The following is a 14,186-nucleotide window of genomic DNA, read 5'->3' on the forward strand; positions in this document are numbered from 1 at the left end:
GGGGGCGTCCGTCAGCTCCAGCCGTAGCGATCCGCGGTGATGTAACCCGACGTGCCCGACAGGTCGTCGGTGAACGTCATGCGGCCGGAATCGCTGAGGTCGAAGATGATGCCCCTGACCTCGTAGCGGCCGCCGGCGTCGACCTCCTCGACGTCGAGGTCGGCCATGTTGGCATTTGCCTGCATCGCCTGGATGCTTTCGGCGTTCATGTCGAAGCTGAGCGAATTCGCGGGGCCGGGGCCGGTCGTCGGCGTCCATTCGGCGGTGCCCTGGCAGTTGAGGAACGCCTGCTGTCCGACCCAGCACATCATGCCGATGTCGTCGATCTCGAATGCGATGCCGTCGGCATCGATCTTGGTGACGTCGCCGGACCCGGCGTCGGCGGAATCGTCGTCCGAGTCGGATTCGTCGCCGGTGCCCGACTGCTCGGACGTGCTCGTCTCCTCGGTGGTGGGCGACGGCTGCTCGGAGGTTCCCTCCGCGGCGGTTTCGGTGACGGTGGTGGTTGCGTCGGCGGCGTCGCCGGAATCGGAGCATGCGCCGAGGACGAGGGCGGAGACGGCGAGGATGGCAGCGGCGCTGCGGCGGGAGACGGCGTAAGCGTTCATGGCGCCGACGTTACTGTTCGCGCCGAAACGATTGTCGGATTCAGCGGCGATGGGGTACCCGATAGTCGATTTCCGCCTGCGCATTTGGGCGCCGCCCGACTCCGTTCCATCCAGTGGACCCCGCGTTCCACTTCCCGTCGGCGGTGCGAGTATCGTCTACGGCCATGAACGCTTCTTCCGCGCCGTCCACCGACACCGCCCGCCGTCTCGTCCACGCGGCGGACATCCAGGAAGCGCAGGCCAGGATTTCGTCGGTCATCGCCCCGACGCCGCTGCAGTTCTGCCCGCGGCTGAGCGAGGAAACGGGGGCGAAGGTCTTCCTCAAGCGCGAGGACCTGCAGGACGTGCGGTCGTACAAGATCCGCGGGGCCTACAACGCGATGGTGCAGCTCACCGATGAGGAGCGCGCCGCCGGCGTGGTCGCCGCATCGGCCGGCAACCACGCCCAGGGCGTCGCCTACGCGTGCCGCACCCTGGGGGTGAAGGGCCGCATTTTCGTGCCCAATCAGACGCCGAAGCAGAAGCGCGACCGCATCGCGTACCACGGCCGCGACGCGGTGGAGATCATCGTCACCGGCGACAGCTTCGACGAGGCGTCGTCGGCCGCCCGCGCCGACGCGCAGGAGTCGGGGGCGACGGTCATCGAGCCGTTCGATTCCTTCAACACCGTCGTCGGCCAGGGCACGGTCGCCGCGGAGATCGTGGCGCAGCTGTCCGGCCAGGGGCTGACCCCCGACACCGTGTGCGTGCCGGTCGGCGGCGGCGGCCTGCTCGCGGGGGTGACCAGCTACTTCGCGGACATGTCGCCGCGCACCGCCATCGTCGCGGTCGAGCCGGCGGGGGCTGCGTGCCTCACCGCCGCGATGGCCGCCGACGAGCCGGTCGAGCTGCCGTCCATCGATCCCTTCGTCGACGGCGCGGCGGTGAAGAAGCTCGGCGAGCTGCCGTACCAGATCGTCGACCGCAATCGTTCGCGCATTCACACGATCATCGCCCCCGAGGGCGCGGTGTGCGTGGCGCAGCTGGACCTGTACCAGAACGAGGGCATCATCGCCGAGCCCGCCGGTGCGCTGTCGGTCGCCGCGCTCGACCAGATCAACGCCCGTCCCGGCGAGGTCGTCGTGTGCATCATCTCCGGCGGCAACAACGATGTGCTGCGGTATGCGGAGATCATGGAGCGCTCCCTGGTCTACCGCGGCCTGAAGCACTACTTCCTGGTGAACTTCCCGCAGAAGCCGGGCCAGTTGCGCATGTTCCTCAACGAGATCCTCGGCCCGGACGATGACATCGCGTTGTTCGAGTACCTGAAGCGCAACAACCGCGAGACGGGTGCGGCCCTGGTGGGCATCGAGTTGCGCAATGCGTCGGATCTCGATGCGTTGATGGACAGGATGGACGCGTCGCCGTTGGAGTGCCGCCGGTTGCTGCCGGGCACCCCGGAGTACGACTTTTTGACGTAATCCTCGTCACGCGGGCGTTTTTCGGTTGGTGGGGGCGTGTAAACCGCTGTTACGCTGTGCAGTGCACTTGAGACGACTGGCCCCGCGGTGACCACGCCGCGGGGTCGGCCTGACGAAGACCCCTGCTTTCCAGGCGGGAGGACGGTGGCCCCGCATGCGCGGGTGAATGCCGGGGAGGACCCCGGCTGCCGTACCCCCGGCAGGTGATGGTCCGCCAGCGCCATGGAGAGAAAGGGGTCTTTCGTGCGCGATGAAACCATCGAAAACAAGCTTGACGACGCCGACGTGACCTCGTATCCGCTGCGTTGGTGGGGTGTGGCGGTGCTGGCGTTGGCCGTGATCATTCTCGCGGTCGACATGACGGTGCTGAACTTCGCGTTGCCGGCGATTTCGCGCGATCTCGATCCGTCGGGCACTCAGTTGCTGTGGATCGTCGACATTTACGCGTTCGTCATCGCGACGCTGCTGATCACCATGGGCACGCTGGGGGACCGCATCGGCCGTCGCAAGTTGTTGTTGTGGGGCATCACGGGTTTCGGCGCGGCATCGTTGATGGCCGCCTACGCGATGAACCCGACGGTGCTCATCATCGCCCGCGCGCTGCAGGGCGTGGCGGGCGCGACGCTGATGCCGTCGACGTTGTCGCTGATCAAGGCGATGTTCCCCGACAAGAACGAGTTGCCGCGGGCGATTGCGGTGTGGATTTCGTGCTACTCGCTCGGCGCGATCATCGGGCCGGTGCTCGGCGGTTGGCTGCTGGAGCACTTCCACTGGGGTTCGGTGTTCATCATCAACGTGCCCGTCGCCGTCGCCGTGGTCGTCGGCGGGTTGCTGGTGCTGCCGGAGTCGAAGGCACAGGCCCCGGGCCGGTTCGACATCGTCGGCGCGGTGTTGTCGATGGTGGCGCTGTTCGGCGTCGTCGGCGCGCTGAAGGCCGCGACGGCGGGGCTGTCCTGGTGGATTCCGGCCCTGCTGGCCACCGCGGCGCTGCTGGCCGCCGGTGCCCTGGTGGCGCACCTGAACAACGCGCCGCACCCGCTCGTCGACGTTCGGCTGCTGCGGGACCGCGCGTACGCGATGGCCGTGATGGTCAACGCGATGTCGTCGTTCCTGCTCGTCGGCGCGATGTTCTACCTGACGCAGTACCTGCAGGTTGTCCTCGGCATCAGCCCGGTCCACGCCGGTCTGCTGCTCATGCCGGGGATGATTTCCTCGATGGCGGCCACGGTGGTCACCGGCGAGTTGGTGGGGAAGTTCTCGGCACGGCCGTTGCTGCTCACCGCCATCACGTTGGCCACCGCAGGCCTGGCCATGCACGTCGTGGAGGCCTCCGGCGCGTGGCCGGCGGTGTCGTCGGGCGCGGGCGCCCAGATCTGGTTCGGCATCTCGTTCGTCATGTTGGGCGTGGGCACCGGCATGATCGACCCGGTGACCAACACGATCATCCTGGGCTCGGCCCCGCCGGAACAGTCCGGTGCGGCGTCGGCGCTGTCGGAGACCGGCTACGAGCTCGGCGGGGCCTTCGGTGCCGCGATCCTGGGGTCGGTGCTGGTGAGCGCGTATTCGCGCCAGCTGTCGACGGTCGACCTTCCGCTGGATTCGGCCCAGACCGCGGAGTTGTCCGACAACGTCAACTCCGCCCACGGGTTGGCGGAGTCGTTGCCGGCGGATCTCGCGGCGACGGTCATCGATGTCGCGGATGCGGCGTTCACCGCGGGCATGGGCTGGGCTGCGGCGACGGCGGTGTTGTGCTGCGTCGCGACGGCGGTGGCCGTGCGCGCCCTGCTGCCGGACGTGCGCGCCGGCGGAGACGCGGCCCATGAGGTCGCCCCCGGGCGATCGTCGTTAGAATGAAGCCCGATCGCGGGCTTTCGGACGGGCCCGCTCCACGGGACCCCAAAAGAGGAGAGTGTGAACCCAATCATGGCCGATGCGCCGCATGATCCGAATCCCCTTCGCGCCTGGCTCGCCGCCGCGGACCTTGATCTTCGGGGGCGTTTGACCGCCCTGGCCGCCGACGCCGATTCGGATGGCGGCGCAGAGGCCCTGGTGGCCTGGTGCGGCATCCGGATGGATGAGGTGGAGCGCATCGACGGGTTCCTCGGCCCGCTGCTCAAGACGGTCGACGTCGACGGTGCGCGCGGCGTCGCCGATTCCTTTCCCGCCGTGTTGCTGGCGTCCCTGGTCGGTCGCGCCGCCCGCGTGGCGTCGACGTCGGATCTGTGGACGGACTGGACCGCCGGCCTGCAGCTGGACCCGGAGTCGGCGGACGTCGACGCGTTCGTCGAGTACGTCGTCGAGCGGGTGCCGGAGATCCTCGCCGAGCTGGGGCTGCCCGATGTCGCGCTTCTCGACGGCGCCCCCGCCGAACCCGGCACCCGCGAGGACTCCGCCCGCCTGATGATGCTCCACGCCGGCGTCCAGCAGTCGGTGATTCCGCTGGTCATCGAGAAAATCGAGGACGCCGCCGGAATCGGGGGCCAGGGCGGGGCAGGTGGCGGCGGGGCGTCGTCAAGCGATCTGGTGCAGAAGCTGCAGCCCGTCCGCGAACGCATCGATGCCATGGTGTCCGGCTTCGCCGCCGACGCCGACGCCGACGTGCCGCGCGCCCTGCGCGTGTTGTCGCAATCCGCGGCCAAGCGCGCCCGCACCCTGGTGGCGGCGACCCTCGGCTACCTCATGGCCACCGCCGCCGACCCCGCCAACTGGGAATCCCGCGAGGACCTCGGGCCCGAGGAGGTCGGCCTGCCGCCGATCCTGCTCGACGCCGCCCGCGAGGAATTGCGCGCCCGGCCCGCCGGCACCCCGGCGCGGCGCACCGCCGTCGGCGTCGTGGCCACCACCGGCCGCCCGCAGCTGTTCTTCGATGACCAGGAGCACCGCGTCTGCGTGCAGCTGCCCACCCCGTCGGCGCCGGCCGGACGGTCGTGGCTGGTCACCTACGGCGGCACCATCGTCGCCGAACCGGCAGTCGCCCTGAACGACGACGCGCCGCGACCGGTCGTGCCCATCACCGAACCCGTGCGCGAAGTCCTCGTCGAACTCGGCGACGGGCCGAGCTGGCGGGTGCCCGCCATCGACACCGCGGACCCCGTGCTCATCTTCGGCGACGACGGCCAGTCCGTCACCGACAAGGTGTCGCTGCACTCGACGTCGGTGCACGTGGTCTACCCGAACGACGCCCGCCTGGTCGACCCCGTCACCGGTGACGACGTGCCGTTGCTGTCCGAGCCGGCCCCCGCCGAGTGGGAGCTGTGGCAGGTGGCGCAGGCAGATTTGCGCGACGTCCATGCGCTGCAGGTGGTGCGCCCCGGCGTCGTCGGCGAAGTTCGCTCCGCGTCGCCGATGCGCCGCCCGAAGCTGAGCATCCCGCATGCCCGCCTCGACGGTGCGTCGACGGGCCACGGCACCCCGGTCCACGCCGGCGGGCCCGTCGCGGAGTTCCCGCCGACGCTGTCCGGACGCGATGAGTCGTGGCGCGTGCAGGTCGCCGATTTCCCCGGCTACGGCACCTTCGCCGAGGACATGATCATGGTCTACGACCTCGAGGTGCCCGCCGCCGGTGGCGCGGTCGACGTGCTCACCGACGACGACTACCCGTGGCTGGGCGAGTTCGTCGTCCGCCTGACCAACCCGCGGGGCCGCAGCTTCCAGTCGCACTTCGCGGTGGCGGAGCAGACGGACCTGGACGTCTCCTACCGCGGCGGCGGCGACGGTTTCCGCATCCCGGAGGAATCGGGCCTGAGCCCCGCCGAAGTGCGCGTGACCTCGGGCGACAAACCCCTGGAGGTCGAGCCCGCCGTGCTGCGGCTGGGGGCGGCGGAATCGTCCGGCGTGGTCGACCTGTCCACCGACGAGGGCGCCCACATGGAGATTCGGGTCAAGCCGGGCCGTCTGCGGTTCGAGATCCCGCTGTGCGACGAAAGCCCCGTGCGCGGCACCCGCACCCTGCGCACCCGCCCGGGCCACGTCGACGCCCACGGGGTGTTCCGCGTCTCCGCGCCCGGCGAGCTGCGGCATGCGCACCTGGCGGTGAAGTCGGGGGAGCGCGACATCTGCCGTGTGCCGCTGACCCGCCGCGGCGACGACGCCTTCGCCGATTTGGGCTCCTACGCCGACCGCGTGGCCATGCTCGACGACCTCACCATCAGCCTCGACTGGACCCGCGTCACCGGCCGCCGTCGACTGTCCGTGCCGCTGGTCGCCGCCCCCGCCGCCGATCCCGTGCGGTCGGTGGTCCGCGAGGGCTCGGAGCTCGTCGTCGACGTCGATCCGACCGTCGCCGATTTGCCGATGACCGCGTGGGTGTGGTGCCCGACGCGTCCGTGGCGTTCGCCGATGGCGCTGCCCGTCGTCGACGGACGGTGCACGCTTGCCGACGACGCCGCCGAGATGGACACCTTGGTCGCGCAGGTCGTCGTCGGCCGCGAGTCCGATCGACACCCCCTGTGGCCGGCGCCGGATGCCGCCGTGGTGGTGGACGAGGCGCCGGCGGCGGAGAACGCCGGTGCCGACGAGGAGATGCCGGACACCCCGGGCGTGCGCGAACTGACGGGCGTGTGGTCGCTGTTCGAGACCCTGCGCGCCGGTCGCGCCACGATCATGCCGCAGGTCTCCGAGTCGCTGACCCCGGACAACCTCCGCCGCCTGCTCACCGCCGACCCGCGCACGGGCCTGGCCGCGCTCAACGGGTCGACGATTCGCCTGGGCGACCAGCCGGGAATGTTCGTCGCCTCCGGTCTGGTGCTCGGCGACTTCACCGAAACGACGCCGACTCCGGGTCGTCGCCGCGTGCCGTGGCTCGGGGCCCTGGCGGCGATGGCCGATCTGGCCGATCCGTCGTCAAGCGTGGCGAAACAGAAGGACCAGATCGATCACCTGCGCCGCGCCGGCGGCGAAGCGCTGATCCGCGCCCTGGCCACGGGCCAGGACACGACGCTGGAGTCGGCGTGCATCGACCAGACGTCGGTGCAGATCACCGCGCTGCCGGAGCCGCAGGCCGCCGCGATTCTGGCGCAGGTCTTCGACGGCCACCGCATGGTGCCCGGGCCGCTGACCGACGACGACGCGCGTTTCACCGCCATCCACGAAGTCGTGTCCAACCGCGCCGACATCGTCGAGGCCGGCATCATGCCGGGCCTGGCGGCGGCGTCGCGGGCGCTGTTCCAGGCGGTGTCGCGGACATCGCCGAAGCTGCGCAAGGCCGTCAACGTGCGGTTCCACAAGCTCGACGGCATCGACGCCGACGACCCGTCGCTGCACTGGACGCTGGTGCCGGGCACGTCGCTGCTCATCGCGGTGGCCGCCCGCGCCCTGGCCCGCCAGAAGGCAGCCAACCCCGACGTCGACGACTCCGTCGTGCGCAGCCTCATCCCGCTGTGGGCGCAGCTGGCCGACATGGTGCCGACGCTGGTGATGGGCGACCTGCTCATCGCCGACGCCCTGGTCACCCATGCGCTCCACGGCGACCTGACGGACCCGAAGGAGCCGGAGCCGGTCGAGACCGAGGGCGGCGCCGGGCATGAGGCGGAGCCGGTCGACCAGGCCGCCGCCGACGCGAAGTCCAACGAGGCCGCCGTCGCAGCCGCCGACGACATCATCGGCGACGACGATCTGCCGGATCTCATTTCCGAGTAGCGGTGCCGGCGGGCCGACGACACGAACGAGGAGAAACGCGTTGAACGAAATCGACATCCTGGGTCTGGTGATGTTCGCCGTCATGGCGGGCGCCGGGCTGTTGCTGATCTGGGTGGCGCGAGCCACGGCGTCGGGCAAGATCAAGCGCAACGCCGTCGCAGGCATCCGCACGCGCAAGACCATGGCCAGCGAGGAAGCGTGGCTGGCGGCCCACGTGCGCGCCAAGACTCCCACGCTCCTCGCCGGCGTCGCATCCCTCCTCGGCGGCGTCGCGACGCTGCTGCCGATGGGGCTGAACCAGATGATGGTCGTGGTGATGGTCGCCACCGGCATCACCTTCGTGCTGGTGGCCTACGGCGCGATCGTCGGCGGGCAGGCTGCCGACGAGGTCACGTCATCGGGCCAGGCCTGACGCGCTCGGCCGGGGTACGACCGACGGACGGTCGGCGCTCAGTCGGCCGTTGCGCCGCCGCCCGCGGACGACCCGCGTCTATCCCAGCACCGCGTAGCCCCAGGCCGGGAGGGTGACCACGCCGTCGCCGAGGGCCGCGGGCGCGTCGGGATGGGTGTGGAGCAGCTCGTCGTACCCGGCGTCGACGCTGACTTCGGCGGGTTCGTCGGAGAAGTTCGCCGCCAGGTGCACGACGTCGCCGTCGGCGCTGCGGGTGAGCAGCAACGTCCGCCCCTCGACCTTCGTCGCCACCGAATCCGCCCACGGCGACCCCAGGGCGGGGCGGGTGCGGCGCAGGCCGAACAGGGTGCGGTAGGCGTCGAGAAGCCCCGTGTGGGGTGCGTCGGCGAGCTCGTCCCACTTCAGCTTCGACATCTCGAAGGTCTGCGGATCCGCCGGGTCGGCGATGTCCTCGGGATTCCACCCTGCGCGGGAGAACTCGCGGATGCGGCCCTCGCGGGTCAGGCGCAGCAGCAGGTCCGACTCGTGGGAGCAGAAGAACGCGAACGGCGTCGACGCGCCCCACTCCTCGCCCTGGAACAGCATCGGAGTAAACGGCGAGCAGGCGATGACCGCCGCCTTCAGCGCCTGTTTGGCGGGCGTGAGGTTCATCGACGGCCGGTCGCCGGCGGCCCGGTTGCCCGTCTGGTCGTGGGTGGTGGTGTAGGTGACGAAGGCGCTCAGCGGCTGCACCGACAAATCCAGCGGCCGGCCGTGGACGCGGCCCCGGAACGTCGACATGGTGCCCGCGTGGTGGAACGCCTCGCGCAGCGTCTGCGCCAGGGTCTCCACGGTGCCGAAGTCCGAGTAGTACGCGTGGTCCTCGCCGGACACGACGGTGTGCAGGGCGTGGTGGACGTCGTCGTCCCACTGGGCGGCGAGGCCGTACCCGCCGGCGGCGCGCGGCCGGACCAGCTTCGGGTCGTTCTGGTCGGACTCGGCGATGAGGCTGCGCGGCACTCCGGTCTGGGCTGCGACGGTGTCGGCGACGACCTGCATCTGCTCGAGGATGTGGAACGCGCCTTCATCGTGCAGGGCATGGACGGCGTCGAGGCGCAGGCCGTCGATGCGGTAGTCGACGAGCCACATGCGCACGGCGTCGAGGATGTACGCGCGGACTTCGTCGGAATCCGGGCCCGTGAGGTTGACCACCTCGCCCCAGCCCGTTTCGCCGCCGGAGGTGTACGGGCCGAAGAAACCGACGTAGTTGCCGTCGGGGCCGAAGTGGTTGAACACCACGTCGAGGATGACGGCCAGACCGCGCTCGTGGCAGGCGTCGACGAGCTTCTGCAGCCCCGCCGGACCGCCGTAGCCTTCGTGGACGGCATGCCAGCTGACGCCGTCGTAGCCCCAGTTGCGATCGCCGCCGAAGGGCTGCACCGGCATCAGCTCGACATGGGTCACGCCCAGGTCCACCAGGTGATCGAGTCGCTTTACGACGCCGGCGAAATCACCCGAATCGGCGTACGTGCCCACGTGCAGCTCGTAGATCAGGCCGCCGGGGAGAATGCGGCCCGTCCAGTCCGCCGACCGCCAATCGTGGGCGTCCAGGTCGACGACCTCGGAAAAACCGTGGGGGCCGTCGGGCTGGCGGCGCGAACGGGGGTCGGGCAGGGGGATCGTCCAGTCTCCGACGGGGTCGGCCGCGGTGGTAGTGCCGGACCCGTCGGAGCCGTCGGCGTCATCCTGCTGGGGTGCGCCGTGCCCGGCGGTGGCCCGCATCCGGAAGGCGTAGCGCTCGCCGACGGTCATCTTCCTGTCGGCTTCGAACCAGCCGCCCTCGACGGCGGTCATGGCGCTGTGCTCGGGGGAGGCGGGATCACCCGTCAACAGCTCCACTTCGGCGGCGTACGGGGCCCAGACGCGGTAGTTGCTCATGCCATCGATCGTAGGGGTTTGCCGCGTTCACGGCAGGCGACGGGAGAGGGGACGCGCGGCCCGGCGACCGACGGGTGCGACAATGGCGCCATGTCCCCCCTCATCGTGCCGGCCCGGGGTTCCCTGACCACCGCGGAGCTGGAGATCAAGCGTTCGCGCTTCATCACGTGGATCGGGCGTGCCGACGACGGCGACGAAGCCCGCGACCTCATCGCACTGGCCAGGGCGGAGTACCCCGATGCCCGCCACCACTGCTCGGCCTACATCCACGAGGTGCCCGGGGCCAACCGCGTCGAGCGGTCCTCCGACGACGGCGAGCCCTCCGGCACGGCCGGCCGCCCGATGCTCGACGTCCTCGTCGGCTCCGGCCTCACCGACGTGGTCGCCGTGGTCATCCGCTACTTCGGCGGCGTCAAGCTCGGCACCGGCGGGCTGGTGCGGGCGTACTCCGACGCAGTGTCCGAATGCCTCGCCGACGTGCCGCGCGCCCGGCGGGTGCGCCGCGAGATCAGGTCCGTCGCCGTCGACGCCGCCGACGCCGGCCGGGTCGAATCCGAACTTCGCGCCCGCGGTTTCGTCATCTCCGACACCGAATGGGGAACCGTCGCAAAGCATCTCGTGGAAATCGAACCCGGGCACGCCGACCGCCTCGACGGGGTGCTGCAGGCCATCACGCACGGTGCGCTGACGTCCGGCGAAGCGGGGGAGACGTGGACGGAAGAGCCGGTCCGCGCGTGAATCGTCTGTAACCTGGGTCACGAATCGGAGGCGCCGGGCCTCGGTTGCCGGGCCACCGGGCCACAGGGCCGGACCAACATGCAACGTGGAGGAACAATGACCCAGGACGTGCTGCTCGTCGACCGCGACGGGCACGTGGAGACGTGGACCATCAACCTGCCGGAGATCCGCAACCCGATCTCCTCGCCCGACGTCATCGACGCGATCGTCGCCAACGTCGACCGCGTCAACGCCGATCTCGCCGTCCGCGCGGTGATCCTCACCGGCGCCGGGCCCGCGTTTTCCGCCGGCGGCAACGTCAAGGACATGGTCGACCGCGCCGGGATGTTCGGCGGCGCCCCGCACCAGATCCGCCAGTCCTACCGCTCCGGCATCCAACGCATCCCCCTGTCGCTGTACAACTGCGAAGTCCCCGTCATCGCCGCCGTCAACGGCCCGGCGGTCGGCGCCGGCTGTGACGTCACCCTGATGTGCGACATGCGCGTGGCCTCGACGAAGGCGTGGTTTTCCGAAAGCTTCGTCGGCCTCGGCATCATCCCCGGCGACGGCGGCGCCTGGCTGCTGACCAAGACCCTCGGGCCCGCCCGCGCCGCCGAAATGGCCCTGACCGGCGACCGCGTGACCGCCGAAAAGGCCCTGGAGTGGGGCATGGTCAACGAAGTCGTCGAGCAGGATGAGCTTCTCGACGCCGCCCGGGCCCTGGCCGGCCGGGTGGCCAAGAATCCGCCGAACGCCGTGCGCATGGCCAAGAAACTCCTGCGCGAATCCCAGCACCAGTCGTTGGCCGGCGTGTTGGAGCTGTCGTCGGCCATGCAGGCGCTGGCGCACCATTCCCGCGATCACCGGGAGGCCCTCGACGCGTTCATGGAAAAGCGCCCCGGCACCTACACCGGGGAGTGATCCCGCCGCTGACGTCGACGGGTACGACCAGGGGATGACGAGACCATCCGCGGCTCGGCTTAGAATGACGTCATGAGCAGCCTTCAGCCGTATCAGCAGAACCCGATCCAGCAGCGCAAGGACGCGGTGCGCCGGTACAGCCGCAATGCCCTGGTGTGGACCGGTGGCGGCGTCGCCGCCGGCGTCGCGTTCGGCCTGCTGGCGTCGTCGTGGTCCTTGTTCGTCATGCTGACGGTCATCGGCGTCGTCGGCGGTTTCATCAACTGGCAGAAGGTCCAGAAGATCGTCAACTACCGCGACGCCCAGTAGGGCGAGGGCACCCCGCACCCCACCCCAGGATCGGAACATGAACCACACCGACGACTCCGCGCCCGTGCGCGTCGACGCGTGGCTGTGGGCCGTGCGACTGCTCAAGACCCGTTCGCAGGCCGCCGACGCCTGCCGCGGCGGACACGTGAAAATCAACGGCACCGCGGTCAAACCCGCCCAGCAGGTCGTGCCCGGCGACGAGATCCGCGTGTGGGCCCACCACCGCGAGACGATCGTCGAGGTCACCCGCACCATCGCCAAGCGCGTCGGCGCGCCGGTGGCCCGCACCTGCTACGTGGACAAGACCCCCGCCCCGCCGCCGCGCGAAATGTTCGCCGCGCTGCCCGTGCGCGACCGTGGCGCCGGCAGGCCGACGAAGCGCGAGCGCCGTCAGATCGACAAGCTCCGCGGCCGCGACTGACTCTCCCTACCCGACAAGAACCTTAATCACGAGAAGCTCATGGTAGTGGTCAGCTAACGTAATCGCCGCGTGTTTTTGAGCCCCCTACCCACACTGCTCAGGCCGATAAGACAATTCCGGGGCGCTTGATCGGTTGCACTCCAGGCTTCGATCTTTACAAAACCTCGGGTTCAGATCGTGAATGAAACACCTTTCCGCCAGGAAAGGACACGGTTTCATGTACCCGCTCGAAACCCGCCAACATGTCATCACCGTGGTCGCCGACACAGGACTGTCGGCCGCAGACGCCGCAGCAGCAGCCGGAGTTGACCACCTCACCGCGAAGCGATGGTTGCGGGCGGCCGGCATCGAACTGGCGCGCGGCAGCCGCGGTGGATCGGCCACCAGACGCGATGAATGCCAACGTCGCGCAGGCGAGATGCTCGCCTCGGGGATGACCCGCAGGGAAATAGCCCGCCAAATGGGCTTTTCCTACAACACCATCCGGCGGTGGTGCAAGGATGGGCAGATGCCTCATCGTCAGCTGCCAACCCGCGATGCCCAGGCCAGGTTCGACGAAACGATCCGCGCATTGCAGCACGACATCGACACCGACACCGATCGGGCGACGGTCGGACGGGGCGCGCGGCTACTGTACGCCCAACGCCAGATCATCGCCTTGGCCGATATGGCAGGCCACACGCAACAAGCCATCGCCGAATTGGCACGCACCTCGGTATCGGCGGTCAGCCGCGAACTTCGGCGCGGCGCCGGGGCGGGCCACACGTATGTCGCCTCCTTTGCCCAGGAGCGGGCCACCACGGCATTTCGGCGGCCACGGTTACGCAAACTCGACGCCAACCTGCGGCTTCGCGCCGAGGTCATCGACCGGCTCAACATGGGTTGGTCGCCCAGGTTAATCGCGCTGGATCTGCGTGAGTGCTTCGGCGACGATGGGACGATGACCATCTCCGGCGAGACGATTTACCAGTACCTCTACGTCCAGGGCAAAGGCGCGTTGCGTCAGGAACTCAAGATCGAAAAATCGCTGCACTCTGGTCGCGCCGCACGCGGGCCCCGGTCGCTGTTGCCCTCGCGGCGCGGCGCCAAGTCCTGGGTTGACGGTGCCCACATCAGCCAGCGCCCGGCGGCCGCCGAGGATCGTGCGGTGCCCGGCCACTGGGAAGGCGACCTGATCATCGGTTCCGGCCAGCAATCGGCGGTGATCACCCTGGTGGAGCGGACATCGCGTTTTGTGATGATGCGCAGGCTCGCCGATGATCACACCTCCGGCACCGTCGTGGAGGCGATCAGCGAGATGATCGGATCCATGCCCGAGCACCTGCGGGCGTCACTGACATGGGATCAGGGAGCGGAAATGGCCCAGCACGCCACCTTCACCGTCGCCACCGGCTGCGAGGTGTTCTTCTGTGACCCGCATTCGCCGTGGCAGCGTGGGACCAATGAGTCGACCAACGGATTGATCCGCCGGTTCTTCCCCAAGGGCACCGATTTCCGCGACGTCACCGATGAGCGGATCGCAGAGGTCGCAATGCTGCTCAATACCCGTCCGCGGGAAACCTTGAACTTGATGACGCCGGCTGCGAAACTCGACGAGATCATCGGTGTTGCATCGACCGCTTGAATCCGCCAACGAGCGAAGAATACCGAGGTCTCCAATGAGCTCGCAGTCACGGCGGCGCCACGATAAAACCGGGTTTCGTCGGAAAAGGGGTCGGCCCGGGCGTAAAACGGTCGTAAAGGACTTCAAAGGGGCTCATCCGGATCTGGAGTGCGTAATTAGC

General features: G+C 69.4%; 11 protein-coding genes. 9 read left to right on the top strand and 2 right to left on the bottom strand.

Going from position 1 to position 14,186, the window contains the following annotated elements; translation table 11 throughout:
• Positions 1-11 precede the first annotated feature (11 nt).
• Complete coding sequence (locus HMPREF3121_RS02000; RefSeq protein WP_070519433.1) at positions 12-608, bottom strand: hypothetical protein; 597 nt, start codon at positions 606-608, stop codon at positions 12-14.
• 164 nt (positions 609-772) lie between these two features.
• Here HMPREF3121_RS02000 and ilvA point away from each other — a divergent pair, with 164 nt between their 5' ends.
• The 4 genes from ilvA (at position 773) to HMPREF3121_RS02020 (ending at position 8,117) form a co-directional block, all read left to right on the top strand.
• On the top strand, positions 773-2,068 hold the full coding sequence (ilvA, locus tag HMPREF3121_RS02005; RefSeq protein ID WP_070519434.1) for a threonine ammonia-lyase IlvA: 1,296 nt from the start codon (positions 773-775) through the stop codon (positions 2,066-2,068).
• Positions 2,069-2,311: 243 nt separating this feature from the next.
• Entirely contained in the window at positions 2,312-3,922 is a 1,611-nt protein-coding gene (locus tag HMPREF3121_RS02010) for an MFS transporter (RefSeq protein WP_168161349.1), read from the top strand.
• 57 nt (positions 3,923-3,979) lie between these two features.
• Positions 3,980-7,705, top strand: coding sequence for a hypothetical protein (locus HMPREF3121_RS12295; RefSeq protein ID WP_141742927.1), 3,726 nt, complete (start codon positions 3,980-3,982; stop codon positions 7,703-7,705).
• Positions 7,706-7,745: 40 nt separating this feature from the next.
• A complete protein-coding gene (locus tag HMPREF3121_RS02020) occupies positions 7,746-8,117 on the top strand; it encodes an SdpI family protein (protein ID WP_070519437.1) in 372 nt (123 codons plus the stop codon).
• Positions 8,118-8,195: 78 nt separating this feature from the next.
• On the opposite strand, the gene treZ is transcribed toward HMPREF3121_RS02020, so the two are convergent.
• On the bottom strand, positions 8,196-10,034 hold the full coding sequence (gene treZ / locus HMPREF3121_RS02025) for a malto-oligosyltrehalose trehalohydrolase (protein ID WP_070519438.1): 1,839 nt from the start codon (positions 10,032-10,034) through the stop codon (positions 8,196-8,198).
• A gap of 90 nt (positions 10,035-10,124) precedes the next feature.
• Here treZ and HMPREF3121_RS02030 point away from each other — a divergent pair, with 90 nt between their 5' ends.
• The 5 genes from HMPREF3121_RS02030 (at position 10,125) to HMPREF3121_RS02050 (ending at position 14,026) form a co-directional block, all read left to right on the top strand.
• Complete coding sequence (locus HMPREF3121_RS02030) at positions 10,125-10,772, top strand: IMPACT family protein (protein WP_070519439.1); 648 nt, start codon at positions 10,125-10,127, stop codon at positions 10,770-10,772.
• 96 nt (positions 10,773-10,868) lie between these two features.
• Positions 10,869-11,672 (top strand): crotonase/enoyl-CoA hydratase family protein, encoded by an 804-nt coding sequence (locus HMPREF3121_RS02035; protein WP_070519440.1) that lies wholly within the window; start codon positions 10,869-10,871, stop codon positions 11,670-11,672.
• 72 nt (positions 11,673-11,744) lie between these two features.
• A complete protein-coding gene (locus HMPREF3121_RS02040; RefSeq protein WP_035122518.1) occupies positions 11,745-11,981 on the top strand; it encodes a hypothetical protein in 237 nt (78 codons plus the stop codon).
• Between the two features lie 37 nt (positions 11,982-12,018).
• Entirely contained in the window at positions 12,019-12,402 is a 384-nt protein-coding gene (locus tag HMPREF3121_RS02045; protein WP_070519441.1) for an RNA-binding S4 domain-containing protein, read from the top strand.
• Between the two features lie 217 nt (positions 12,403-12,619).
• A complete protein-coding gene (locus tag HMPREF3121_RS02050) occupies positions 12,620-14,026 on the top strand; it encodes an IS30 family transposase (protein WP_168161350.1) in 1,407 nt (468 codons plus the stop codon).
• Positions 14,027-14,186: the final 160 nt, after the last annotated feature.

The organism is Corynebacterium sp. HMSC11E11 (genome assembly GCF_001807025.1).
GTDB classification, from domain to species: domain Bacteria; phylum Actinomycetota; class Actinomycetes; order Mycobacteriales; family Mycobacteriaceae; genus Corynebacterium; species Corynebacterium freneyi.